General features: G+C 59.8%; 22 protein-coding genes and 1 pseudogene. 19 read left to right on the top strand and 4 right to left on the bottom strand.

Annotation, left to right across the window (positions count from 1 at the left end):
- Positions 1-301 precede the first annotated feature (301 nt).
- From PEP31012_RS24295 to PEP31012_RS22595, 14 genes and pseudogenes are all read left to right on the top strand, one after another.
- Positions 302-943, top strand: a complete 642-nt coding sequence (locus tag PEP31012_RS24295) for an HAD family hydrolase (protein ID WP_150591462.1) — start codon at positions 302-304, stop codon at positions 941-943.
- Between the two features lie 421 nt (positions 944-1,364).
- Positions 1,365-2,655: pseudogene (locus tag PEP31012_RS22655) on the top strand (IS701 family transposase); the annotation flags it as partial.
- A 526-nt stretch (positions 2,656-3,181) separates the two neighbouring features.
- Positions 3,182-3,472, top strand: a complete 291-nt coding sequence (locus PEP31012_RS22650; RefSeq protein ID WP_094068964.1) for a tyrosine-type recombinase/integrase — start codon at positions 3,182-3,184, stop codon at positions 3,470-3,472.
- Between the two features lie 53 nt (positions 3,473-3,525).
- Complete coding sequence (locus tag PEP31012_RS22645; RefSeq protein WP_094068963.1) at positions 3,526-3,780, top strand: AbrB/MazE/SpoVT family DNA-binding domain-containing protein; 255 nt, start codon at positions 3,526-3,528, stop codon at positions 3,778-3,780.
- Positions 3,780-4,142, top strand: a complete 363-nt coding sequence (locus PEP31012_RS22640; protein ID WP_094068962.1) for a type II toxin-antitoxin system PemK/MazF family toxin — start codon at positions 3,780-3,782, stop codon at positions 4,140-4,142. Before PEP31012_RS22645 ends, PEP31012_RS22640 begins: the two co-directional genes overlap by 1 nt.
- A 67-nt stretch (positions 4,143-4,209) precedes the next feature.
- On the top strand, positions 4,210-4,404 hold the full coding sequence (locus PEP31012_RS22635) for a YqaE/Pmp3 family membrane protein (protein WP_094068961.1): 195 nt from the start codon (positions 4,210-4,212) through the stop codon (positions 4,402-4,404).
- Between the two features lie 11 nt (positions 4,405-4,415).
- On the top strand, positions 4,416-4,835 hold the full coding sequence (locus PEP31012_RS22630) for a DUF2513 domain-containing protein (protein WP_094068960.1): 420 nt from the start codon (positions 4,416-4,418) through the stop codon (positions 4,833-4,835).
- 19 nt (positions 4,836-4,854) lie between these two features.
- On the top strand, positions 4,855-5,361 hold the full coding sequence (locus PEP31012_RS22625) for a superinfection exclusion B family protein (RefSeq protein ID WP_017234496.1): 507 nt from the start codon (positions 4,855-4,857) through the stop codon (positions 5,359-5,361).
- Positions 5,362-5,382: 21 nt separating this feature from the next.
- Positions 5,383-5,640, top strand: coding sequence for a hypothetical protein (locus tag PEP31012_RS22620; RefSeq protein ID WP_017234497.1), 258 nt, complete (start codon positions 5,383-5,385; stop codon positions 5,638-5,640).
- 122 nt (positions 5,641-5,762) lie between these two features.
- Entirely contained in the window at positions 5,763-6,461 is a 699-nt protein-coding gene (locus tag PEP31012_RS22615) for a response regulator transcription factor (RefSeq protein WP_094068959.1), read from the top strand.
- Positions 6,442-7,713: a sensor histidine kinase gene (locus PEP31012_RS22610; protein WP_094068958.1), complete on the top strand. Its 1,272-nt coding sequence runs from the start codon at positions 6,442-6,444 to the stop codon at positions 7,711-7,713. Before PEP31012_RS22615 ends, PEP31012_RS22610 begins: the two co-directional genes overlap by 20 nt.
- Before the next feature lie 119 nt (positions 7,714-7,832).
- Positions 7,833-9,230: a TolC family protein gene (locus PEP31012_RS22605; protein ID WP_172417179.1), complete on the top strand. Its 1,398-nt coding sequence runs from the start codon at positions 7,833-7,835 to the stop codon at positions 9,228-9,230.
- Positions 9,227-10,291 carry an RND family efflux transporter gene (locus PEP31012_RS22600; protein WP_017234502.1) on the top strand — a complete coding sequence of 355 codons (1,065 nt, stop codon included), beginning with the start codon at positions 9,227-9,229 and terminating at the stop codon, positions 10,289-10,291. The genes PEP31012_RS22605 and PEP31012_RS22600 overlap by 4 nt, the downstream gene beginning before the upstream one ends.
- Positions 10,292-10,330: 39 nt before the next feature.
- Positions 10,331-13,450 carry an efflux RND transporter permease subunit gene (locus tag PEP31012_RS22595; protein WP_094068956.1) on the top strand — a complete coding sequence of 1,040 codons (3,120 nt, stop codon included), beginning with the start codon at positions 10,331-10,333 and terminating at the stop codon, positions 13,448-13,450.
- 76 nt (positions 13,451-13,526) lie between these two features.
- Here the strand turns inward: PEP31012_RS22595 and PEP31012_RS22590 are convergent, their stop codons facing one another.
- Positions 13,527-14,771, bottom strand: a complete 1,245-nt coding sequence (locus PEP31012_RS22590; protein ID WP_094069189.1) for an MFS transporter — start codon at positions 14,769-14,771, stop codon at positions 13,527-13,529.
- 854 nt (positions 14,772-15,625) lie between these two features.
- Here PEP31012_RS22590 and PEP31012_RS22580 point away from each other — a divergent pair.
- From PEP31012_RS22580 to PEP31012_RS22560, 5 genes are read left to right on the top strand one after another with little or no spacing between them, the layout of a single operon-like run.
- Positions 15,626-15,994 carry a hypothetical protein gene (locus tag PEP31012_RS22580; RefSeq protein WP_017234506.1) on the top strand — a complete coding sequence of 123 codons (369 nt, stop codon included), beginning with the start codon at positions 15,626-15,628 and terminating at the stop codon, positions 15,992-15,994.
- A gap of 48 nt (positions 15,995-16,042) precedes the next feature.
- On the top strand, positions 16,043-17,326 hold the full coding sequence (locus PEP31012_RS22575; RefSeq protein ID WP_244946225.1) for a TolC family protein: 1,284 nt from the start codon (positions 16,043-16,045) through the stop codon (positions 17,324-17,326).
- A gap of 35 nt (positions 17,327-17,361) precedes the next feature.
- Positions 17,362-18,846 carry an efflux RND transporter periplasmic adaptor subunit gene (locus PEP31012_RS22570; protein ID WP_246171432.1) on the top strand — a complete coding sequence of 495 codons (1,485 nt, stop codon included), beginning with the start codon at positions 17,362-17,364 and terminating at the stop codon, positions 18,844-18,846.
- Entirely contained in the window at positions 18,843-21,977 is a 3,135-nt protein-coding gene (locus tag PEP31012_RS22565) for an efflux RND transporter permease subunit (protein ID WP_017234509.1), read from the top strand. The genes PEP31012_RS22570 and PEP31012_RS22565 overlap by 4 nt, the downstream gene beginning before the upstream one ends.
- Before the next feature lie 51 nt (positions 21,978-22,028).
- Positions 22,029-22,397 carry a copper-binding protein gene (locus tag PEP31012_RS22560; RefSeq protein ID WP_174975360.1) on the top strand — a complete coding sequence of 123 codons (369 nt, stop codon included), beginning with the start codon at positions 22,029-22,031 and terminating at the stop codon, positions 22,395-22,397.
- Positions 22,398-23,039: 642 nt separating this feature from the next.
- On the opposite strand, the gene PEP31012_RS22555 is transcribed toward PEP31012_RS22560, so the two are convergent.
- The 3 genes from PEP31012_RS22555 to PEP31012_RS22545 all read right to left on the bottom strand — a co-directional run bounded on the left by PEP31012_RS22555 (position 23,040) and on the right by PEP31012_RS22545 (position 24,743).
- Positions 23,040-24,023: a F510_1955 family glycosylhydrolase gene (locus tag PEP31012_RS22555; protein ID WP_094068953.1), complete on the bottom strand. Its 984-nt coding sequence runs from the start codon at positions 24,021-24,023 to the stop codon at positions 23,040-23,042.
- Positions 24,024-24,191: 168 nt separating this feature from the next.
- The gene (locus tag PEP31012_RS22550; RefSeq protein WP_124988667.1) at positions 24,192-24,524 is read right to left on the bottom strand and encodes a hypothetical protein; all 333 of its coding nucleotides are present in this window, start codon (positions 24,522-24,524) and stop codon (positions 24,192-24,194) included.
- Positions 24,525-24,743, bottom strand: coding sequence for a cupredoxin domain-containing protein (locus tag PEP31012_RS22545; protein ID WP_150591461.1), 219 nt, complete (start codon positions 24,741-24,743; stop codon positions 24,525-24,527).
- Between the last annotated feature and the right edge of the window lie 521 nt (positions 24,744-25,264).

Below are 25,264 nucleotides of genomic sequence, written 5' to 3'. Positions count from 1 at the left end.
TCGCGTCCGCTTAAATTTAAGCGGACACTATCTGTCGGCACAACGAGACCCGCAAGATGGGTTCGCCAGCCGCTTACTATTTGGGGCCTCGGAACAAACTTTCACGTCAAAGCCTGCTCAAGGACTTATCCAGAATTGCACACCTGTGGCGCAAGCCTTAAGGTGATTCGAACAAGTGGGAAGGACAGTTCGCAAATGCCGCGGCAAGGTAGAGGGTCACACACAATGAATTTAGAATACAGCGTACGCGTGAAGATCCGAGACGGCGATTGTGAGTCACCCAAGCCCCCTTCAAACGACGATGATCCAATCTATCCCAAAGCGTTCCACAAGAATTGACGCCGTACTCCTCGATGTTTACGGAACGGTTTGCAACGTCGGCGAAAGGAAGCGCCCGTTCTTAAAGTTAGCGAAACTGTCTCGAGATCCTCGCATGGCGATCAAAATGGCAATGACTCGACGCATGACAATTGAGGATATGGCCACGTACGTAGACGCCAGTGCTATAACGCTAGAGCAGGTAAAGAGAGAGTTACAGATCGAATTGGCAAGCATCAGTCTTTTTCCCGACGCCGACACAACACTGCGATGCCTTAGGGCAGGGGGTATTAAGATCGGACTTCTGTCCAATCTGGCTAGCCCATACGCCGAACCGGCGCTCGACTGTTTGCCTATCCGACCAACGGCCTGCATCTGGTCATTTGAATCGGGGCTGCTCAAACCAGATTCCCGAATATTTGAACTGGCATGCGAAGAACTTGCGGTCGATGTCCGGCACACTGTAATGGTCGGTGATTCCCGCGCCTGTGATTACGCGGGTGCGAATTCTGTGGGTATGCGATCGGTTCTCCTTGACCGATCGGGCGCAAGGCACCTCGGCATCGATAGCATCAACTCGTTAGATCTGCTACTGCCCATCATCCACACCACAGGTAAGCTGTAGGGTACCTCCAGAATATCCGGGATTCCGCCGCAGTCTCCTCAAGCCGCGGAGGACACAATTTCGCTACGATTCTGCAAGTGTCCATTTCCGCGACAAAAAACTGCTACGAATCTGCAAATCGGATGAAGTAGTTGGCGGACACAAAATAGGGCACTCGCAGCCAGCAAAAATAAATAATAAAATCAATCGCTTACAAATTAACGAACGGCATCGACACCCAGATTTTTGTCCATCAACGCGGACACAAATTAAGTGCATTTCTGTGGCGCGACAGAAAATAGGTGAAAAACGGTTGCGGACTCTGCCGTGGATAGAATATGGGTTCAATTCTGCCAGCCGATTCAGGTCATGATGTCTAGTCTTACTGTGTCAATAAATTCATGCCATTATAGAAACTTCTTCATCCACGGCGTGAGGAATGATGGACTGGGAAACGTCATTCGAGTCGTATCTGGAACATTTGTGTGAAGCGCTTGGGCATAACGATCGCGAATCAGGATTGAAGGGGCTATTGCCAAGGGCTGATGCCGCCAATTCGGCGCAAGAGCGTCGAGCCGCTGGCGGCGCATCTGGAACCGGAGCACGTGAGCGCGCGGCACCAGTCGTTGCATCATTTCGTGGCGAAGTCGGAATGGTTCGATACGGCGCTGCTCGAGCAGGTGCGGCGCTGGGTGCTGCCGCATATGGACCCGGCTGGCGGGTTGTATTGGATCATTGACGACACGGGATTTCCCAAGAAGGGCAAGCATTCGGTCGGCGTGGCGCGGCAATACTGCGGTCAGTTGGGCAAGCAGGACAACTGCCAGGTTGCGGTGAGCCTGTCGGTGGCGACGGAAGATGCGAGCCTACCGGTGTCGTATCGACTGCATCTGCCGCGTGAATGGAGCGACGATCCCGCGCGACGACAGAAAGCCGGCGTGCCCGAGGAAATTGAGTTTGCAACCAAACCGGAGATTGCGACCGGGCAGTTGCACGAAGCACGGCAAAGCGGCGCGCCCGACGGTATCGTGTTGGCCGATGCGGGCTATGGAGACGACACCTCGTTTCGCGAGGCCGTCAGCGAGCTCGGGCTGCAGTATGCGGTGGGCATTCGCTCGAACACGCGCGTATGGGCACCGGGCACCGCTCCTCTACCACCCGAATCCTCCGCGGGGAAATCGGGCCGGCCGCGTAGCTTGTTACGGCGCGCGCCAGGGCATGAGCCGATCGGAGTCAAAGATCTGGCCTTGACGCTCGATGCCTCGCGCTATCGCAACGTGATCTGGCGTGAAGGTACCTGCGCCGCGCTCAGTTCGCGCTTTGCCGCCGTGCGCGTGCGTGCTTCACATCGCGATTACTGGCGCTCCACACTGCGCGATGAGGAATGGCTGCTGATCGAATGGCCCGAAGATGATGCGGAGCCACTCAAATATTGGCTTTCGACTTTGCCCCCAGACACGACGCTCGAACGCATGGTTCATGTTGCCAAGCTGCGCTGGCGTATCGAGCGGAATTATCAGGATCTCAAGCAGGAATTCGGCCTGGGACACTTCGAAGGACGTGGCTGGCGTGGATTCCATCACCATGCATCGCTGTGTATTGCCGCCTATGGGTTTCTTGTTGCTCAACGCCTCATTCAAGGCGACAGTAAAAAAAACTCCTCGATCCGCGACCCATTTGCCTTACCCTCGGATTACGTGCCACGCGGGTCCGCAGCGCACGCAGCGCCACGTGGCTGATTCCATCACCACGCTGCGCTGGCGTATCGCTGCATACATCGCGCGCCGGATCCAGCGATGTCCGTTTTGTTCAGCGGTCAATGCTGGTTTATTGACACAGTAAGACTAGTGTGCACCGACGCTGATTCACAGATGATGTTGGATCGGAAGCGATAGCTAGGTCGGCTGCCGAGATCATCGTAAGCCCCAAGGGGACACGGCCGAGAATCATCGGATATCGCGAGCTGGCCGCTGATTTACTGTCAGCTGCGAAGCGGGGGCTTGTGGTCACTGCCGTCGCCGGGGGCGGTGTGCTATTGCGCGAGATCAGTCGAGATCTCCGGGAGTTTGTGTCGCCCGCACTTCCCTGTAATTTTCTCGTTGGCGCTGGGCTTCCACAAACCAAGGAAGCATGGGAGAGGTTTCTGCGCCATTTTCCGAGGACGGCAGAAACCACGGGCGTTTATAGTGAAAAGGAGCGCCCGGCGTTTCTCTCTCGTAACAGGCTCAATTTCGAGCGCATTACGAGGACCGAGAAACCATGCACATCAAACGCGCCAAGACACTCAAACCTGCCCAAATCCGCCACCTGCTCCGCGTGACCGAGGCCACCAGTCGGCACCCCGAGCGTGACGCGCTTATTCTGCTGCTCGGCTTCACCTGCGGGATGCGGATCTCCGAAATTGCCCGCATCGAAGTGGCGGACGTACTCCAGCCCTCCGGACTAATTCGAGAAGAAGTGAGCCTGCGGGCAGCGATCACGAAAGGCTGCCGCCAGCGCTGCGTGTACCTGAGCCATCGATTGATGATGCGAAAAGTAGATACACGTTGAAACTCCGAAAGATCATGTCTATACTCGTAGATACGTAATGGAGGTGAATCATCATGGCAAAGACGGCAACACTGACTATTCAGCAATGGGGAAACAGCTTGGCGGTACGGATTCCTGCCGCAGTCGCGCGCTCTGCGCACTTCGAGGTGGGCCTCGAGGTGGAGGTGACAACCGATGAGGTTGGCGTCACCGTAAAGCCTGTCTGCCCTCGTAAGCTCACCCTTGCTGAAAAGCTCGCCAAGTTCGACCTGTCTAAGCATGGCGGAGAGGCTATGGCGGCAACCCCTGTTGGCGCGGAGGCTTTTTGATGTCGAAGGTCGCTTGGGCACCGGATCGCGGCGATATCATCTGGATCGACTGCAATCCACAAGTCGGTCGAGAAATGAAGAATATGCATCCGATGCTCGTCCTGTCGCCTAGAGCGTTTAACGAGACAACCAGCATCGTCATTGGCCTGCCTATGACGATGGCAGAGTACAACGACACCAATCCGTTCGCTATCAAGTTCAAGGGGCCGAAAAACGTCACCAGCTACGTCTTAGGGCATCAGCCGAAGTCCTTCGACTGGCGGGCGCGCGGCGCGAAGCCGCATCCGTGGAAGCAGGCACCGCAGGAAGTTTTTTTGGCCGCCTGCGAGCAATTGAACCAGATCATTTCGATCTGCGAGTAAGGGTTTGCCTGGCGTGAAACGCCCCGAACCGGCCGGAAGCCGGGACTGATATCGTAAGAGGAACTACATGCGTCTGCTGCTTGCGTTGATTTTGCCTTGGCTTCAATTTTTCACGATCGGACGTCCCTTCGCGGGGATCATCTGCTTGCTTCTCCAACTCACGATCATCGGTTGGATTCCGGCTGCGATCTGGTCTGTGTATGCGCTGAGCCAGTACAAGACCGACAAGAAAATCGAGCGCGCCCTGGCTAGTCGCGGGTGACGAGGAAGCCAATGAAGCGAGACTGGGACCTACTGCGCAAACAGCTGACGGACATAGAGGCCGGGAATGATGCGCTGGCAGATATTCCGGATGCGCCGAAGTGGACAGATGATCTGACTTGGGAGTCATATGACGCTCTTGCCAGAGAGCGGCGGAAAATTGAAGAGCGAATCGCAGGGCATCTCGAACTGCTAATCGACAGTGGATATGTTGATGGTCTTCATGTGCTCCGTGGGGCAGACAACCATTTCTCGTTCGCTTGTTCCGCGCCTAGGCTTACGATGTCCGGGCACGATCTACTCGATACTATGCGGTCATCGTCAATCTGGGATTCGATTAAATCCAACGCCAAGAAGAAGGGCATCGAGCTGACGTTTGATGCCATTAAGGCACTCGGTGCTTACGCCTTGAAGCAGACACTGGCTGGATAGGAAAAGGGGATACGCTAACATGGGCATGATCGGGGATGCCGCCGAGGGTATAAAAGCAGTTGGCCAAATTGCCGTGAAGCCTCTACTTGCCATCGCGTTCGCTAGCGGGGCTCTGCTATACGCTCCGGCACATCTTGTTGACGCAGCGGGCCTCGTCGACTTTCTCACGAAGTACCGAATGTGGGTCGGAGTCGCGTTGCTGGCGTCCTGCGCTTATCTGCTCGCGCATGGACTCACTTGGATCTTCAACGTCCTCGGCTCCTGGCTCGGCGATGCACGGATGCGAAAGGTCAGACGAAAGTGGCTCACGACGCTTACGCCAGACGAGAAGGCAGTTCTCGTTCCCTATATCCGCAACCAAGCGGCATCAATCGATTACAGCCTTAACGATGGTGCCGTGCGCGGCTTGGAAGGGAAGGGAGTGCTATACCGAGCGTCGTCCGTTTCATATGGCCTTAATTTTCCGTTCAATATGCAACCGTGGGCCCGTGAAATTCTGGTCGCGGAGCCTGAGCTTCTGATGTAGGAAAACGTTAGGGGGATAGTAATGGCAACAACCGAAAATCCCGGCCCGAAGGGCGAGTTGGTGTTGGTGGACTACTTTCACGAGTCGTCGAGCGGACATTTTGACAAAAGCAACCGCGCCGTACTTTTGCCAGGCAATGGGACAATGGTCACTCTGGATGTATTCGCCGATTCCTGCAATCACTTCAAAGGGCCGCGAGAAGAAAGTCGGGAGCTGTGGGAGATCGATCGCGAAGCATTGATCGGTCTCATCAACCAACATGGTAAGCGAGTCGGATAGGAAAACTGGAATGGAACTGATCTACTGGCGCGAGTTTGACGAAGGCGAGGAGCGGTTCTCAGGTAGGGCGCTTTGGGTACCGTTCGTCCGTTTCCCAGTATTGCAGTGTTAGCAACCTCAACATGAAAGTACTTATCATCGAAGACGACGCAGCCATTGCAGCGAACGTCTACGACTACCTGGAAAGCCGTGGTTTTCAAGTCGATCTCGCAGCGAACGGTCCCGCAGGACTCAAGTTCGCGCTTTCCGACGCCTGGGATGCGATCCTGCTTGATATTTCGCTGCCGGGTATGGACGGGCTGGCACTGTGCCGTGCGCTGCGTCAGCAGGCGCATCGCGATACGCCTGTGCTCATGCTAACCGCGAGGGATTCGCTCGATGACAAACTAATGGGCTTTAGTCACGGAGCGGACGACTACCTCGTCAAGCCCTTTTCGCTCAAGGAAGTCGGCGCGCGTCTCGACGCATTGATTAAGCGCTATCGCGGCAGGGTGGCCGCACAGGCGCTGCGGTTCGCCGACCTGACGCTCGATTTGCAGACGCTTGCTGTCGAGCGCGCCGGCCGCCCGATCAAGCTCCAACCCAAATGCCTTCACATTTTGCGTTTGCTCATGTTGGCGCCCGATCGAGTGCTAACGCGCCAGGAACTCGAAACGGAAGTGTGGGGAGGCGAACCGCCAGGAAGCGACACATTGCGCACCCACATCTATATGTTGCGCAAGGCTTTGACGAAGCCCGGCGACGCGGAACTCGTCGAGACCGTTCACGGACTCGGCTATCGACTTTCTACTGGCAACGCCAATGCACCTCAGTCTTCGTAAGAAAGTCGCGCTGGCATTCTCGGCCGTCACGATTGTGTTGCTGGTGACACAAGCACTCGGTGTCCGGCTTCTCGCAGAGGCGCAAGAAGAACGACTGATCACCGCGTTGATTCGTGACGATATCGCGAGTGTGGTGCGAGGTTACGAAGCCGCGCCGTCGACGTTACCCCCTCTCGATGATCGCCTCAACGGCTATCTCTCCGCGGCCGACAGCTCCTCTCCGGCACTGCCCACCACTGTCGCTCAGCTTCCTCCCGGCACGCACGAACTGATTGCCGACGGGCGCGAAATCCACGTGACCATTGTCCCATTCAATCACGTACGACTCTACCGAGTCTATAACTTCAGCGTCTACGAGAAACATTTCAAAGAAGTCATTAACGCACTCATGGCGACCACGGGTGTGTTCGCGCTAGTCGCGATCTGGCTGGCATTTGGCTTGTCAGGCATGTTAGTTCGTCAGGTCGCAAACCTGGCAAATCAGGTCACAAAGCTCCGTCAGGATTCCGAGCCCTCAATCCAGTCGGGCGAGTTCGATGAGCAGGAATTGATCGGCCTTGTCGACGCCTTCAATGACTTCCACCGGCGCATGGCCGATATGGTCGCGCGAGAAAAGGAGTTCACCGGCAACGTCAGCCATGAGTTGCGCACGCCGCTAACCGCCATCAAAACGAGCTGCGAACTGTTGGACCAAGCCCCGGGGCTCGACGACAGAGCACGTGCGCGGATTGCACAGATCGAGCGCGCGGCAGACCATATGCGGGAACTGGTCAGCGCCTTGTTGCTATTGGCTCGCGAGGAAACATCCTCAACAACACAGCCTGTGGCACTTGCCTCACTTGTCACGGAAGTGCTTCATCCATTTGCAGAAAGGATCCGGGCAAAGGATATCGACCTCGTTGTCCAAGTGCCAATGGACCTACGCGTCGACATCAACGACGCCGCGCTGACGATCGTATTATCCAACTTGATCGAAAACGCGGTGCGTTATACCGATGTCGGTCACATCCGCTTGGCGTGGAAAGACAGACGATTGTGCGTGGAGGATAGCGGGAGCGGCATCGCCAAGGAGGCGCAGCCGCACATTTTCGATCGACTTTATCGCGGCGATCAAGCCGAATCCGTCGCACGTGGCTTCGGCCTCGGCCTGGCGATCGTGCAGAAACTCTGCGCGCGTTACGGCTGGCCGGTCACCGTTGACAGCGCACTTGGCCAAGGGACCCGAGTCTCCCTGCGGCTCCCGGTGGTTTAACCCGCCAACGCGACGCGACATTCAATCGCTGACGTTCTTGACGAAAATTTCACATCGCGTTGCGTAGCATCCCGTCTTGACCGCCCCATTGGGCAGCAACGAGACGCGAGGGTGCTGACGTGCGCCAAACACCGCTCATTCTTTTACTTTGTCTGGCAGGCTGCGCCACCTACCACGCGCAGCCAATCTCGCCGGCGACGCTCGCGCACCAATTCGAGTTGCGCACGCTTTCCGATGAAGGCCTACGTGAATTCATGCGGCGCGAACTGGGCCGCGACGTCCCGCCATCATCCCAGGCTAGCTGGAATCTCCCAATGTTGACGCTGGCGGCGTGGTATTTCAGTCCGGAACTCCGCGTCGCACGCGCCCAGTGGGCGACAGCAAAAAGTGGAATCGACGTTGCCGACGCGCTGCCAAACCCCGTGTTGCAGTTGCCGTTCCAGCGCTCGTCGCCGAATCCTGGGCCTGGAACCGCCTACACGTGGGGCCTTGCGCTCGACATCCCCATAGAAACTGCCGGAAAGCGAGGCTATCGGGTCGAGCAGGCCGCACACCTTGCACAATCCGCTCGGTTGAGCGTCATGAACACCGCTTGGAAAGTGCAGGCACGGGTGCGCGATACGCTGCTCGCGATATACGCCGCTCGTGAGAAGGCGACTTTGCTCTCGCGCAAGGCCGATGTCCTCCGGGAGATCGTCGCGATGGTGGAGAAGCGCCGTGCCGTCGGCGAAAACGCCGGACCGGACGTCGACGCTGCCATCGTTGCAGCCACGCAAGCACAAGCAGAGCTCGCGACAGTTCGCGGCGCGGAGCAGGGCGCTCGCGCGCAACTCGCCTCCGCCATCGGTGTTCCGACGCGATCGCTGGACGCTGTTCAGCTCGAACTCCAAATGTTCGGCATGGTTCCGGCGGCACCGCCCGACGCCGATGTGCGTCAGGCGGCGATCCTCAATCGTCCGGATCTGCGCATGTCGCTTGCCGACTACGCCGCCGCCGAATCCGCGCTACAGCTTGAAGTGGCAAAGCAATATCCCGACATTCATTTGGGGCCTGGCTACACCTACGACACCGGCACACACAAAATCGCGTTCGGTCTCGCCGGTATCAACCTGCCGATCTTCAATCAAAACCAAGGCAGCATCGCTCAAGCCGAAGCGAATCGCAAGGAGGCGGCTGCGCGAACGGCAGCACTGCAAGACACGATACTCGGCGAGATCGACAGGGCGCTCGACCTCTATCAGGCGAACGTGGAAACGCTGCGCATCGAGGACGCGCGCCTCGCAGCAGCCCGCCGACGGCTTGACAGTACGGCCGCGGCGTTTGCGGCCGGGGATGCCGGCCGACTGACCTATGCACAGGCCAGTGCCGATTTCCAGACGAATCAGCTCGTCCGGCTCGATGCCGCCATCAGTGCCCAACAGGCGGCGGGTCGGCTCGAAGACGCCGTGCAGCGTCCTCTTACTGGCGACGCCCCCGCATTGAAGCCGTCTGTGACTGAAAAGGAGTTGCGCAAATGAAGCTACGTTGGATCATTCTCTGCGCCACGACGATCGCGTTGGCAACTGGTGCCATCTGGTACGTCTATCGGACACTTTCCCTTCAGCCGTCGGCTGCCGGCACTGCCGTGAAGGACACTTCACAACCTTCCGTACGTACGGTCAACGGGGAAACCGTCGTCGTGGTTGCGCCGGATGCTCAACGCGCGAGCCATATCGAGGTGACATCGCTTATCGACGCGCCACGCGAACAGACGCGCCCGGCCTACGCGACAGTGCTTGATTTGCAGCCCCTTTTCGATTTGCGCAGCCGCTTCGCCGCCGCGCAAGCGGATCTCGACACGCTCACCGCGCAGGCGGACAATTCGCGCGACCAATATGCACGGAGTCGGACACTATTTGAAGATGATCAAAATGTGTCCCGCAAGTCCGTCTCAGATGCCAATGCCATGATGCGGGCGAACGACGCAAAACTGCGTTCCGCCAAGATCGCAGTGGCCGGACTCGGCGCGACGTTACGCCAGCAATTCGGCGAGGCGCTTGCCGCGGCTGCGCAGGCACCGACATCCCGCGTCATGGAGCATCTCCGGGCCGGGCAAGCGACTGTGCTGCGTGTCACGCTTCCGGCGGGCAACGGCACCGATGCCCCGCCACAGATTACCGTCGATTCGCCGGATGGCAAGACGTTGCCAGCGCAGCGACTCTCGGCGGCGCCGAGCACCGATCCTGCCCTTCAGGGCCAGCCTTGGCTTTACCTCGTCTCCCAGATGCTCCCGGCCGGCACGCGAACACTCGCCAATCTTCCTGCAACTGGCGCGGCGAAGGCGTCACTTGTCGTTCCGGGGGGCGCCGTTCTCTGGTATGGCGGACAGCGGTGGGCGTATGTCAAGACCGCGCCTGACAGCTTCACGCGCCGCTTCGTTCCCGGATCGGGCGACGGTGATCCCAGCGTGAGCCATACGCCGGGCTTCCACGCCGGTGATCAGGTCGTCATTCAAGGCGCGCAGTTGCTGCTTTCCGAAGAACTCAAGCCGCGAGGTATCGCCACCGTCTGCAAAGACCCTCCGGAGTGCGACGACTAATTCGCCCACCGCAACGCGCACCGACCGATACGTTCCCTCATGCTTAACGCGATCATTCGCTTTTCACTGCGCTTTCGAGGCGTCATTTACGCGCTGGCCGTCGTCGCGGCCGGTTATGGCGTTTATTCGCTCACGCGCGCGAAGCTCGACGTCTTTCCCGAGTTCGCTCCGCCGATGAGCATCGTGCAAACAGAAGCACCGGGCCTTACCAGCGAGCAAGTCGAGACGCTCGTGACACAGCGGCTGGAGAACGGTCTGGGCGGCCTTGTCGGACTCCAGTCGATGCGATCTAGGTCGATGCAGGGCCTGTCGGCCATCACGCTCGTATTCAACGAGCATACGAATGTGATGCAGGTCCGTCAGCTCGTGTCCGAGCGGGTCAATGAATTGGCCGCGACGCTACCGTCGGGCGTCCATCCGCCACGACTGTTGCCGCTGACGACGACGACAAGCGTTGTGCGAACGATTGGCCTGACATCCAACACGCGCTCACTTCAGGCGCTATACGATATCGCGCAGTGGACGTTGCGACCGCAACTCATGAGCGTTCCCGGTGTTGCCGATGCCATTGTTTTCGGTGGCCAGACCCGGCAGATGCAGATCCAGGTCGATCCGACCAAATTAATACGTTATGGGCTATCGATCCAGGACGTGGTCGCCGCCGCGAAAGCATCAACGGGAGTGAAGGGCGCCGGGTTCATCGAGGGGGACAACCAGCGTATCGCGGTGAACGCGGACGGTCAGATCGCCGAGCCGCAGACGCTGGCCAACGTGGTGCTGCATTGGAGCCATGGTGCTGCCGTCCGCATTGGGGACGTCGCCACCGTGGCGTGGGGCGCTGCGCCGGCGGTCGGCGCCGCATCGATCATGGCGCATCCCGGCGTAATGGTTGTTCTGGAAAGCCAATATGGCACCAATACGCTCGAGGTGACAAAAGGCATCGAGACATCGCTGGCGTCGATCAAGCCGATTCTCGCGAAGCAAGGCGTCGAGGTCAACGCCGAGGTATTCCGGCCCGCCAGCTTCATCGATGCGGCGCTGAGCCACCTCCGCACTGCGTTGCTCGTTGGCGCGGCGCTTGTGATCGCTGTCCTTTTCCTATTCCTGCTCAATGTGCGCACGGCCGTCATTTCAGCGGTAGCGATTCCGCTGTCACTGCTCGTTGCGATTATCGTTCTGACCGCATTCGGCGTCAGTCTGAACACCATGACGCTCGGCGGGCTCGCGATCGCGCTGGGCGAAGTGGTCGACGACGCCATCATCGACGTTGAGAACATCTATCGGCGGCTGCGGCAGAATCAGACCTTCCCGACGCCGCAGCCGGCCTATCGCGTCGTGCTGCGCGCCTCGCTTGAAGTGCGCAGCGCCGTGGTGTTCGCGACGTTCATCGTGATGCTGATCTTCCTGCCGGTGCTGACGTTATCGGGCGTCGCTGGAAAATTGTTCGCGCCGCTTGGTATTGCGTACATCCTGGCCGTGCTCGCGTCGCTTGGCGTGGCACTCACCGTCACACCCGCGTTGGCCTTGGCGCTACTGGTAGGCGGGCCATTGCCACAGCATGAGCCGCGTCTGATTGCCCGCCTGAAGGCTCGTTATGCAGCGCTGCTCCTGACGGTCGAGCAGCACGTGAGGTCCGTGATGATCGCCGTTGGGCTGATGTGCGTCGTCGCGCTCGGATCGTTACCGCTTCTGAGCGGCAACTTCATCCCCGAACTTCGCGAAGGTCACTATATCGTGCACATGGGGCTTGCCCCCGGCACGTCGCTTGCAGAATCGATGCGCGTCGGCGCCCGAGTGTCGCAAGTGTTGATGAAGGTGCCCGGTGTTCGGTTGGTCGCACAACGGGCGGGGCGTGCCCATGGCGTCGTCGACCCGACCGGCGTTCAGCTTTCAGAATTCGAGGTCGATCTTGCGCCAATGAGCGCGACTGGCCAAAGCTGGGCCCTCTACCGCATCCAACAGGCACTCGCTCGCTTTCCGGGTTTGACGACGTCGGTCAATACGTTTCTCGTTGAACGGATCGACGAGACGATATCGGGTGCGACGGCGCCTGTGGCCGTGAACGTGTTCGGCGACAATCTCGACGTCATCGACCGCAAGGCGCAGGAGATCGCTCAACTACTGGGTTCGATTCGTGGTGCGGCAAGCGTCCGGGTCGAATCTCCCCCGGACATTCCTGAGCTGGAAGTCAGGCTCAAACCCGAGTCATTGAGCCGCTGGGGCTTCCGGCCGCTCGACGTGCTCGACACCATCCAGGCGGCGAATGAGGGCACCACCGTCTCCCAGATCTACCGAGGCAGCCGAACATACGATGTCGTCGTCGTCCTGGCGCCATCGGCCAGGGCGACACCTGACGATATCGGTGCGCTGAAGTTGCGCAATCCGGATGGACTTGCCGTGTCGCTTCGAGACCTGGCGTCGATACGTCAGGTGTCGGGCCGCTATCAAATCATGCACGACAACGGTCGACGCATGCAAACCGTCTCAGTCAACCTAGGCAACCGGGCGGTCGGTGATTTCGTCAAGGAGGCGCAGGCGCGTGTGAGCCGGGAAATCACGTTGCCGTCGGGAACGTATGCCGTGTTCACGGGCGAGAACGAAGCGCGTACACAATCTCAGCATGACCTGGTCGTGTACGGAGCGATTTCGCTCCTCGGCATTGCGATGCTGTTGTTTCTCGCGATGAAGAGTCGTCGAGGGGTGGTCCTGGTAATGATCAACCTACCGTTTGCCTTGGTGGGTGGCGTCCTGAGCGTAGCGCTCACGGGCGGTACTCTGTCGTTAGGCGGCATGGTAGGTTTCGTGACGCTCTTCGGGATTTCGTTGCGCAACTCCATCATGCTGATCAGTCACTACGAACACCTGGTGCACGTGGATGGCCGTACCTGGGGACCGGAGACCGCAGTGCAGGGCGCATCCGAACGGTTAATTCCGATCCTGATGACAGCGCTCGTGACAGCACTCGCGCTCGTGCCGCTCGCGCTGACCAGCGGTGCCGCTGGCAACGAGATTGAAGGGCCGATGGCCATCGTGATTCTCGGGGGGCTAGTTACGTCAACGGCACTGAACCTTCTCGTTTTACCCACACTTGCATTGCGATATGGCCGATTCGAACGCGATCTGCTTGCAAAACCTTCGGAGAACTCGCCGGGCATATAACCTGCGCGTACCCGCAATACGCCTCGTCTCGCATGCCGCTTTTTCGGCCGTTCATAGCCGTTCGCCCGTGTGTTGCTCACGAGGCACTCTTGACCAGGGTTTCTTTCATCCGCGCGACGACGATCACGCCGGACAAGAAGGTGAGTCCGGCGATCAGCCACACTGCAGCCGCCAAACCGAAGAAGTCGGCTGTGACACCAGCCAGGAGTGCACCGACTGCATAGCCCAGGTCGCGCCACAGCCGATACACACCCACGGCCGAGGCCCGCCAAGCAGGATGCGCCACGTCACCAATGGCGGCCAGCAACGTCGGATAGACCATCGCAGTGCCGACGCCCAAGAGTACGCCGCCCACACCGAAGCCCAGGAAGCCGTTGCTTGATGCCGTGATTGCAATGCCTGCCGCCTGCGTCCACATCCCCCAAGCGATCAACTGCTTGCGGCCAATGTGGTCGGACAGGGCTCCCGTGAAAATCTGCGTCATACCCCACACGGCAGGGTATATCGCTGCAAGCGTGCCGACCTGAGCAAGCGACATGCCTGCGGTAGCGAAGACCAGCGGAAATAGACCCCACGCCATGCCATCGTTGAGGTTATTCACCAACCCCGCCTGGCTGATGCTCGACAGATTGCGGTCGGTGAGCGAGGCGCGACGGAAGATTTCGCCTTGGGTGGGCAGCGCATCTTCATGTTCGGTGTGGTGCGCCTGCACTTCGTGTGCAACGTAGTGCCGGGTTTCGCCAACCGCCATAGCCGAGAGTGTCAAACCCGAGGCAACGTAGACGACACCCAGGTAGAACGGTTCCGGGCGCAGCCCGTAGCGGGCGGCCAGCCAGCCGGTGGCGAGCGCGCTGCCCGCCACGGCGAAATAGCCGGAAAATTCGTTGAGGCCCATCGCCAGGCCGCGTTGCTTGGGGCCAACTAGGTCGATCTTCATTATGACCGTGGTGGACCAGGTAAGGCCCTGACTGACGCCTAGCAAGACATTGGCAGCGACGATCCAGTTCCAATCGGGTGCCCACATCAGGACGAAAGGCACCGGCACGGCCACCAGCCACCCGGCGACCAGTATATGCTTGCGGCCGTACCGATCGGACAGTCGTCCTGCAAAGTAGTTGGTCAGCGCCTTGGCGATGCCGAAGACAACGATGAAGGAGAGAATTGCTGCCCGCGCCGCGACGTGAAATTCGTACGCGGCGATGGCCGGCAAAATGCTGCGCTCAAGTCCGACCATCGCCCCGACAAAGGCATTCACCAGCACGAGCAGCGAGAACTGGCCCAAGTTCTCGCGCAATCCGAGACGAATGTCAGATGTGTGCATGGGGCAGATCTCCAAGCTGAGGTTGAAGCGCAGCTTGTCGACGCCCACGAAAAACCACGGCCCTTCGCCGCGTCGCTTGCCCAGCCCCCCACAACCGAAAGAGTGGGAAAAGGGCCGATTCCTTGCTGGGGAATTGCGTGGAGAACATCGTCAGCGCCTCCGTCAGAACACCAGTACCTTGTCTGCCTCAGCTGTCCAGGCAGTCATTTAGCTCAAGGTGCTGCGGCGAGTTCCCTTGATAAGTTCATAGACGCTAATTCCTCGAGCGTCGAGACAAGTGCCGTACAGACCGCCGCCGCCCCCGACCGTGCACAGCATATCTCCCGCGTTCTAATAGTCCTCGGGAACATGCTGGCCTGACTTAGCACAGACCACTGCGCCTCCCATCAGGAACAGTCGGACCGTCCCACTTTCACGCTTGACCAGCGCTTTGGCGAGACGCAGAGCATTTTAGCTGTGTTCGCTCCCGTAGGCGGCATCATTGAGAATGAAAAAGGTTTGCATGGTGGCCTCCATAAGCGTTTCGATCGATGTTTGAGTTGCTTCGCGGCTTACTGAGTCGAGCTTTCGATGCGCAAACCGCCTGCGGCCCGTTCGCTGACGCCAGTACGGTTCTCAATGGCTCCCCCCGTCCCGCATCGACGACCGACGCTATGCTGGCCGAGCGAATCGACGACCGGCTCGAGGAACTGGAGGACTATACCAAAGTCATGTGCGCAATCCTGGAGCAACTGCGACCTTTGGCAGCCCTGCGCGGTCGGTCGCCGGCAAGGCAGCGACTGACGCCACACCTGACTCTCGCCTTGGGTTTTCTAGGAGCGTATTGTCGCGCACAATGATTTATACTACTTGCCATGCGAATCATCCGCCTGCTTCTGCTTATCGTGCTGTCGCTAGCGCTGCCCACGGTCGGGCTGGCATCTGCGGGCTATATGGGTGAGTTCCAGATGCAGCAGGCGGCAGACGCGAGCATGACGGAGATGGCGATGCCGGTCGGCCATTGTGACGAAACCGCTACCAAAGTGGCCCAGCCCGGCAAACTCAAGGCCGGCACGCTCTGCAAGCTTGGTCAGGACTGCAAGATTGGCGCTGCCTATCATCCGACCAGCCCGGTCAAGCTGTTCCATCCATTGCCCGCTGCGCAGCGGGTTACGCCAGTGCCCACGCGAGCACTGCTTTCCCACGTCCCCGAAGGACTGTGGCGACCTCCCACTTCGCTTTGATTTCCTGACAGTATGATCCGCTGAGCGTGCGCTCGGCGGTCGCAGGCTGTGCGCACGCGCACGTTGTCTCGTCACGGAGTCAATAACATGTTCACGCGTTGGATGCTCATCCCCTTGCCCTTGTGTTTGGCAGGGGTGGCCGGCCTCGTCCAGGCCGCGCCCTTGACCTTTAGCGACGCGCTCAAGGTCGCCGAACAACAATCCCCGGCGCTGACGGCCAGTGCCGCCAACCTCCGATCGGCCCAGTCTGCGGCGATTCCGGCGGGCGCTTTACCGGATCCAAAGCTGATCGCAGGCGTCGAGAACTACCCTGTTTCCGGAGATACCCGCTGGGCACTGGAGCGCGACTTCATGACCATGCAGAAGATCGGCATCATGCAAGAGGTGCCCAATGGCGACAAGCGTCGCGCGCGCGTCGAAGTGGCCGATGCCCGTTCGGTGCTGGCCCAGAAGCAGCAGCAGGTCTCGCTGCTTGAAGTGCGCCGAGGCACCGCGCTCGCTTGGCTCGATCGCTACTACCTGGAAAAAAAGCTGGCGCTGTTCGACCAGCTCGACCAGGAGAATCGCCTGCTGGCCGACACCGTGCGGGCTCAGGTCGCCTCCGGCAAAGGCCAACCGGCCGACGCCGTGATGGCCGAGCAGGAACAGGCCGACCTCGCGGATCGTCGTGACGGCCTGACACGCGATATCGCCATGGCAATCGCTTCATTGCGTCGTTACGTGGGCGCTGACGCGGATGATCCCTTGCCCGGCGACGCGCCGGCGTTGGCGGTCGATCCAGAACGCTATCGGGCGCATCTGCATCATCACCCGGAAGTGGAACTGTTTGCCGCAAAGTCAGGCGAAGCCCGGGCCGAGTTGCATGAAGCGCAGGCGGAAAAAAAGCCCGACTGGGGCGTCGAGCTGGCCTACCAGCGTCGCGGCCCGCAGTTTGGCAACATGGTTTCGGTCCAGTTCACGATCGGCTTGCCGATTTTCTCGAAGAGCCGGCAAGACCCGATGATCGCCTCCAAGGCGGCCGATCTGGAGCGGGCCGACGCGGAGCGCGACGCCATGTTGCGCGATCACCTCAATGAGCTCGATAACGGCCTGGCCGAATACACGTCACTCACCCGCCAACTGGATCGCGTCAACCAGACGTGGCTACCGCTCGCACGCCAAAAGGTCGACCTCCTTACGGCCGGCTATCGCAGCGGCAGGACCGACATGGGCACGGTACTCGCTGCCCGGCGCGATCTGATCGAGCGGCGCATGAAGGCAATCGATCTGGAAAACCAGCGCGCGCAGATCGCGGCCAAACTTTACTTCACGTATGGCGGGGACGAACAATGAAGCCACGTCACATAACACTTGGTGCATTGATTGTCTTGGTAGCCGCCGCCAGCGCCGGCGCAGGATACTGGTACGCGCTGCGTCATGCGGGCAGCGCTACGGGGAGTGCGCCCGCGGCCGCCGCCAATGGCGTGCCCACTCAAGGCGACGCCAATCGGAAAGTGCTCTATTGGTACGACCCGATGGTGCCGAACCAGCACTTCGACAAGCCCGGCAAATCGCCCTTCATGGACATGCAACTGACGCCGAAGTACGCAGGTGAAGGCGGCGATGCCGCGGGCGTTCAGATCGATTCGGGCGTGGCGCAAAATCTGGGCATCCGTCTGGCCCGGGTCGAGCAAGGCACGTTTGACGCACCGATCGATGCGGTGGCCAACGTGGTCTTCAATGGCCGGGACGTGGCGGTGGTGCAAGCGCGCAGTGGCGGCTTTGTGCAACGCGTCTACGCCAGGGCGCCCGGGGACGTGATCGCGCAAGGCGCACCGCTTGCGGACTTGCTGGTGCCTGAATGGGGCGGTGCACAGGCCGAGTTCCTCGCGGTGCTCCGCACCGGTGACAAGGGCCTGGTCGACGCCGCGCGCGAAAGGCTCATGCTGCTCGGCATGCCCGCCGGGCTCATCGCCCGGGTCGAGCGTACGGGTGTGTCGCAATCGACGTTCACGATGACCTCGCCCATCGCCGGGGTTATCCAGTCGCTCGACGTGCGTCAAGGCATGAGCATTGCCGCCGGCATGACACTCGCGAAAATCAACGGATTGGCCACCGTCTGGCTCGAAGCGGCCGTGCCGGAATCCCAGGGTGGATTGGTCGCCGTTGGCCGCCTGGTGGAAGCCCGTCTGGCGGCGTATCCTGGCGAAACCTTCAAGGGCAAAGTCATCGCCGTATTGCCTGAAACCGATTCGGCCAGCCGGACCCTCAAGGTGCGGGTCGAGTTGCCTAATCGCGACGGGCGCCTGAAGCCCGGCATGTTCGCGCAGGTCCGCGTGCAGAATGGCGCGGCTAAGCCGGTTCTCACCATTCCAACCGAGGCGGTGATTCGCACGGGCGTGCGCAACGTCGTGATCGTCGCGCAGGACGGCGGCCGCTACGCGCCGGTAGAGGTCAAAGTCGGGCAAGAAGGTGCCGGCAAGACGGCGATTCTCGAGGGTCTGTCGGAAGGACAGAGCGTCGTCGTCTCCGGCCAGTTCCTGATCGACTCTGAGGCCAGCCTGCAGGGTGTCCTCACCCGCCTCGCGGGCGCCCCCGCCCAGGCCACGGTCCAGCCGGCAAGTGGCGCGAGCGCCCCCGCCGCGCTCAACGAAGCCACCGGCAAGGTGGAAAAACTCGAACACGGGCAAATCACGGTCTCGCACGGCCCGGTCAAGTCGCTCGGCTGGGGGCCGATGACGATGACGTTCAAGCTGTCCGACCCGTCCATGGCGACCGGCATCAAAGCGGGCGATACCGTGCATTTCGGCTTCGTCCCCAGCGGCGATGAGTTCGTCGTCAAGCAGTTGGAGAAGACAGGAGCCGGCTCATGATCGCGAGGCTGATCCACTGGTCGATCGTCAATCGCTTCCTGGTTCTGATGGCGACGCTCTTTGTTGCTGCCGCGGGCGTGTGGGCGGTCAAGACCACACCGGTCGACGCACTGCCGGACCTGTCGGACGTGCAGGTCATCATTCGTACCAGCTATCCGGGCCAAGCCCCACAGATCGTCGAAAACCAGGTGACCTATCCGCTGTCGACGACAATGCTGTCGGTGCCCGGTGCGAAAACGGTACGCGGCTATTCCTTCTTTGGCGATTCGTTCGTCTACGTCCTGTTCGAGGACGGCACGGACCTGTATTGGGCGCGCTCGCGCGTGCTTGAGTACCTGAACCAGGTGCAAGGCCGCCTGCCCGTCACGGCCAAGACCGCATTGGGACCGGATGCGACTGGCGTGGGCTGGATCTACGAGTACGCATTGATCGACAAAACGGGCCAGCACGACCTCGCCCAACTGCGCAGCCTGCAGGACTGGTTTTTGCGCTTTGAGTTGAAAAGCCTGCCCAACGTCGCCGAAGTTGCCTCCATTGGTGGCATGGTCAAGCAATACCAGGTCGTGCTCGACCCCATGAAACTGGCCGCCTACCATATCCCTCAGGCAAAGGTCATCGATGCCATCCAGAAGGCCAATCAGGAAACCGGGGGTTCGGTGCTCGAGCTGGCGGAGACCGAATACATGGTGCGCGCGACCGGCTATCTGAAATCGCTCGACGATTTCCGCAACATTCCGCTGAACGTCTCGGCCACCGGAGTTCCGGTCAAGCTTGGCGATGTAGCTACCATTCAGGTTGGCCCCGAAATGCGGCGTGGCATCGCCGAATTAAACGGGCAAGGAGAAACCGCCGGCGGCGTGATCATCCTGCGCTCGGGCAAGAACGCTCGCGAAACCATCGCCGCGGTCAAGGACAAGCTCGCCGAGCTGCAAAAAAGCCTGCCTGCCGGGGTCGAGATCGTGCCGACCTACGACCGCAGCAAGCTGATCGACCGCTCGATCGACAACCTCAAGCACAAGCTGATTGAAGAGTTCATCGTCGTGGCACTGGTTTGTGCGGTGTTCCTGTGGCATTTGCGCTCGGCTCTGGTGGCGATCATTTCACTGCCCCTTGGCGTGCTGATCGCGTTCATCGTCATGCGCTATCAGGGCATTAACGCCAACATCATGTCGCTTGGCGGCATCGCCATTGCGATCGGTGCGATGGTCGATGCGGCGGTGGTGATGATCGAGAACGCGCATAAGAAGATTGAGATGTGGACGCACGAGCATCCCGGCGAGTCCCTCAAAGGCAGCGCGCATTGGACCGTGATCGGCGAAGCGGCCGCAGAAGTCGGGCCGGCGCTGTTCTTCAGCCTGCTCATCATCACCTTGTCGTTCATTCCGGTGTTCACACTCGAGTCGCAGGAGGGGCGCTTGTTCGGCCCGCTCGCCTTCACGAAGACCTACGCGATGGCAGGCGCTGCGCTGCTTTCGATCACACTGATCCCGATTCTGATGGGCTACTGGATACGGGGGCGCATCCCGGACGAAACGCGAAACCCGCTCAATCGTGCGCTCATCCGTATGTATCGCCCGCTCCTCGACTGGGTGCTGGTGCGGCCGAAACTCACCTTGGTGATCGCTATGCTGGCGCTCTTGACCACCGCGTGGCCGATCAGCCGCCTGGGCGGCGAGTTCATGCCGCCGCTCGATGAGGGCGATTTATTGTACATGCCCTCGGCACTGCCGGGGCTATCTGCGGCAAAGGCGGCGGAGTTGCTGCAGCAGACCGATCGTCTGATCAAGACGGTGCCCGAAGTCCAGAGTGTGTTCGGCAAGGCGGGGCGTGCGGAGAGTGCGACGGACCCGGCGCCCATGGAAATGTTCGAGACCACCATCCAGTTCAAGCCACGCGATCAGTGGCGCCCTGGCATGACGCCGGCCAAGCTGGTCGATGAACTCGACCGGGTCGTGAAGATCCCTGGCCTGTCCAATATCTGGGTGCCACCGATCCGCAATCGCATCGACATGCTGGCCACCGGCATCAAAAGTCCGATTGGCGTGAAGATCTCCGGGACGAACCTGGCCGAGATAGATCGCGTCGCGCAAGACGTCGAGCGGGCTGCGAAAACGGTGTCGGGTGTGAGCTCCGCGCTGGCGGAGCGCTTGACGGGCGGGCGGTATGTCGACGTCAACATCGACCGCGCGGCCGCGGCGCGCTACGGCCTGAACGTGGCCGACGTGCAGGCAATTGTGTCCTCGGCCATCGGCGGGGAGAACGTCGGGCAAACCGTGGAGGGGCTCGCGCGCTATCCGATCAACGTGCGCTATCCGCGCGAGATTCGCGATTCGCTCGAGGGACTGCGCAATCTGCCGATCCTCACCGACGCCGGTCAACAGATTACGCTGGGGACAGTTGCCAAGATCGATGTCAGCGATGGCCCGCCGATGATCAAGACGGAAAACGCCCGGCTCTCGGGCTGGGTCTACGTCGATGTGCGCGGCCGGGATCTGGCGTCGGTCGCGGGCGACTTGCGCGCAACAGTGGCGCGGGAGGTCAAGCTCGAACCCGGCATGAGCATTGCCTATTCCGGTCAGTTCGAATACCTGGAGCGCGCCGCCGCACGCCTCAAGCTGGTCGTGCCCGCGACGCTGGTGATCATCTTTGTGCTGCTCTTCATGACCTTCAGTCGCTTTGACGAGGCTGCCCTGATCATGACGACGCTGCCCTTCGCCCTAGTGGGCGGCATCTGGGTTCTCTATCTGCTCGGCTACAACATGTCGGTGGCCACCGGCATCGGCTTCATCGCGCTCTCGGGCGTCTCCGCCGAGTTTGGCGTGGTCATGCTGCTGTATTTGAAGCAGGCCATCGCGGCAAGGCAAGCATTGGGCGTCACGTTGACTGCAGAGAGCCTGGACGACGCCATCCGCGAGGGGGCGGTCTTGCGGGTGCGCCCCAAGGCGATGACGGTCGCCGTCATTCTCGCCGGCCTGATCCCGATTCTGTTGGGCAGCGGCACCGGCTCGGAGGTCATGAGCCGGATCGCGGCGCCCATGGTGGGCGGCATGATCACCGCGCCGCTCCTGTCAATGTTCGTGATCCCGGCGGCCTTCCGGCTCATGCGTGGCCGGAATCATCGCCGGACGTAGTTCCCTTGCCCGAAAGGGTGTTTTTCTCACTATGTGTCAAAGGAGTTTGTTATGTTCAAAATGATCAGCGCAATGCTCACCTGTGTCGCCCTCGGTGCCTCCCTGCCGGCCGTGGCCGCCGGCGCGGCCGATATGAAACCCATGAGTGGCATGAGCCAGATGGGGGGCATGAAGACAGACAAGTCTGCTGCGGTCACCGCAACGGGCACCGGCGTGGTCAAGGCTGTCGACAAGCAAGCTGGCAGCGTGACGCTGGCCCATGGGCCGATCAATGCATTGGGCTGGGGGCCCATGACCATGGGCTTCAAGGTGGCCAATGCCAAACTGCTGAGTGGCGTTTCGGTTGGCCAGAAGGTCAACTTCACCCTGGTGTCGACGGGCGACGCCCAGACCGTGACAGCGATCCAACCTTCGAAATGATGCATTGGCGCGAGCGGATGCTGCGACGATTGGCTGCCGCGCTGGCGGCGCGCTCCGCTCGCTATGGCCCTACGCGATCGTGGCAATCGTCATCGCGTCGTGGTTGCTCCATCACTTCATCGCGTCCGCCACTTGGCGCGAGTGGGCCGGTGCCGGTCTTGTGCGTCCTTCATAATCGCGCCACAAGTCGAGATTTTCGACTTCCGGTCGACGATTCACCTGCTGATCAACGTCTTGCACATCGAGGTCCGACGGTACATGCAAGTGATCACCCGTTGTGGCCGTCGACGAAATCGACGTCGAGACCGAGGATATGGGCGTCGGGCTCGCCGAGTACTGGATGGCACCTCGGCGCGTAGCTCAGCTGAAGGCACACGGTTAGCGATTCTTTCGAATGCGATAACCAAATGGCCATTGATCGCCGATCCATTGAACAATTTGATCGGTTATCCAGTCCCTCACACAATCGTTCGCATCATAGTTCTTCCCCCTTGATCCGAAATTGGGATCGGGAGTATTTCCGGGTTGCGCGGCCGGCACCGGAGCACTTTAACAATATGACCTTTCCTTGGGATGCTCTGGCAGCGACAGGAAAGGCTCGAATGCTCGGACGCGCGTACGGTATCCGAATCCGCCCCCGCCTTACGTCGCCTGACCTCTATCCACGATCCGACGCCATGTACCTCCCTGGTCATCCGAGAGATACACGTCACGTTTGAAAGTCGCAATGACAATTTGACGGAAATCGACCGGGTTCTGGCAAATGAACGCGATACCGTCCTCATCTGACATAGGTAGCGCAACGTCGTTTGCGTCCTTACCATCCTTCCAGCGCAGGCGCGTCAACCTTGATCTTGTCAAGTACTGGCTTAGCCAAATGTGGATCCCATCAAAATCAAACCACGCGGCAAGTGCAAAATCCTTGCCATACACGTGCTGAAAATGTTGGGCAAAATCCTCGGAGATGAGCAGTCCAGTATCGGTGCTGGCGGCAACGACGCCAGGTTGCGTGGGATGCACGGCAAGGCTGTGCGCAGCAGACGCAATATCGACTCCCCGTGCGGTCGCAACGGTCCATGTCGTACCGTCAGATTGCGTGTAAAAGAATCCTTGATTCCGCAGAACGGCATTCGAGGAATCGTTATAGACGTAAATGGCCCGTGCATAGTAGCTCGCCCCCATTACACGCAATGCCGCTTGATCGCTTAATGCCAACGCCTTCCATGTGACCCCGTTGTCACGACTTCGCTGCAAGCCGAGGCGATTCGGAGCATTGCCGCTGGTCGACGAATAACCGCTGCTCAACAAAGAGCCTTCTGTCGCAACGATTGCTGTGAGGTCGTCGGCTGCCCCCGGCGCCATGCTCCAGCGTCCTGCATGATAGACCGCCAAGCCATTGTGCGTCGCGATGAAAAGTCGTGTGCCATCTCGACTGTACGCTAGGCCGTGGATATGTGTCATGACGGGAAAGTCCGAAGCCGATACGCTCTGCGCCCGCAGTGTCGAATCACCGTGGGTAGCCGCGAACGCATCAACCAGGGGAGGGACTGAAGCGACCCCGAGCAAGAGTGCAGCCAATAGCGCGTGTCGGCGTGCTGCGTTCAGACGTGCGAGGTTGTAGATCATATGCGCCTCCGTCAATTCATAGAGTGCCTCGCCGATTACCGCATTTGCATGCCTGCAATCGTTATCACAACATTCGTCGGGTTCTCTGGCCTGGCATAGCCCCCCCAAAGGACATGACATCCCCTTAGGCCTGACGAAGCTATAGAACGTCGGTATCGATGGACGTCCTCACTTGCGTTCACGATAGTGGATAGTGTGCGCGCAGCCGCCGTCCGTGGCAACGACCCGCCTGTGCCGGACGGTGATCGTTTTCCCACATTCTTGTTGATTTTCCGGACCTCGTCGAAGCTCTGCCGCACGTTCGTCGCAATTTCCGCGACACCGTTCGCCGCCATCGTCGATGCGACTATCTCCGTGGCGAGGCCAAGTGACGGGATCAGCGCGCTGAATAGTATTCAAACAGGTTTCATGACAGGATTCTTGAGGTAAAAAAGTGGAGTAAAAGGCAGCGAAATCCTGTGAGAGTATTCCGTTTTCGCGAACGGCGTTCGTGCCGGTCATTCATGTTTCATGGCGTCCCGGCTGCGAAAGAGGAAAACCTACGGGCCGCTCTCGTTGAGCTGCCAAACAAATTGCACAACTCTTCCCAAACTCCACTGAAACGGCGTTGACATTCTGATGTTCCATCGTCGGGACTTTGTGCATCATCGCCGAGTGATCCTTCAATTCAACTATGGCGCCAAGCGCCATCTCGTGCAGCACCCAGCCGGATTTCCTCACGACGAATCCTATGGCGACACCGCGCCTGACCGTCGAGCGGCTCCGGAATAACGTGCATCGCTTCGGTCACGTCGACGGTAGGGGTTCGAGAGACTCCTTTCGCGTACCCAGCCTTGCCGATCAAGGCCGTTTAGTCATCTTGCGAGCCTACGCGTCAGTCGGCGCAACGCACACTGCGACGCCCAAAAAATCGATGCAGGGCGTGCAAAGTCGGCAGAGCTGCATTCTGTATTTAAGGCATATCCATTGACTGTCTTCGGACCGTCCGGAGGCAATCGAGACGAAGCACGGACTTCATTGCAGGCGCGTACCGAAATTGGGGATCGCAACAGGATCGACTTGCTTCGCCAACGCGGCGCATTTCCATGCTTGATGGACATGACAACATTGTCATCTGGAAGTAATGTCAGTGACGCCGCCCCACTGGTAGTATCGCCCGCAGTACGTTGGAAAGCCGACTACCGCGGCATCGACGGCGATTTCAGCTCAAGCTCTGAAGTATGTGCGCGTCGCTATATCGG

Source organism: Pandoraea eparura (genome assembly GCF_902459725.1).
In the GTDB taxonomy this organism is placed as follows: domain Bacteria; phylum Pseudomonadota; class Gammaproteobacteria; order Burkholderiales; family Burkholderiaceae; genus Pandoraea; species Pandoraea eparura.
This window is presented reverse-complemented; position numbering and strand designations above follow the sequence as displayed.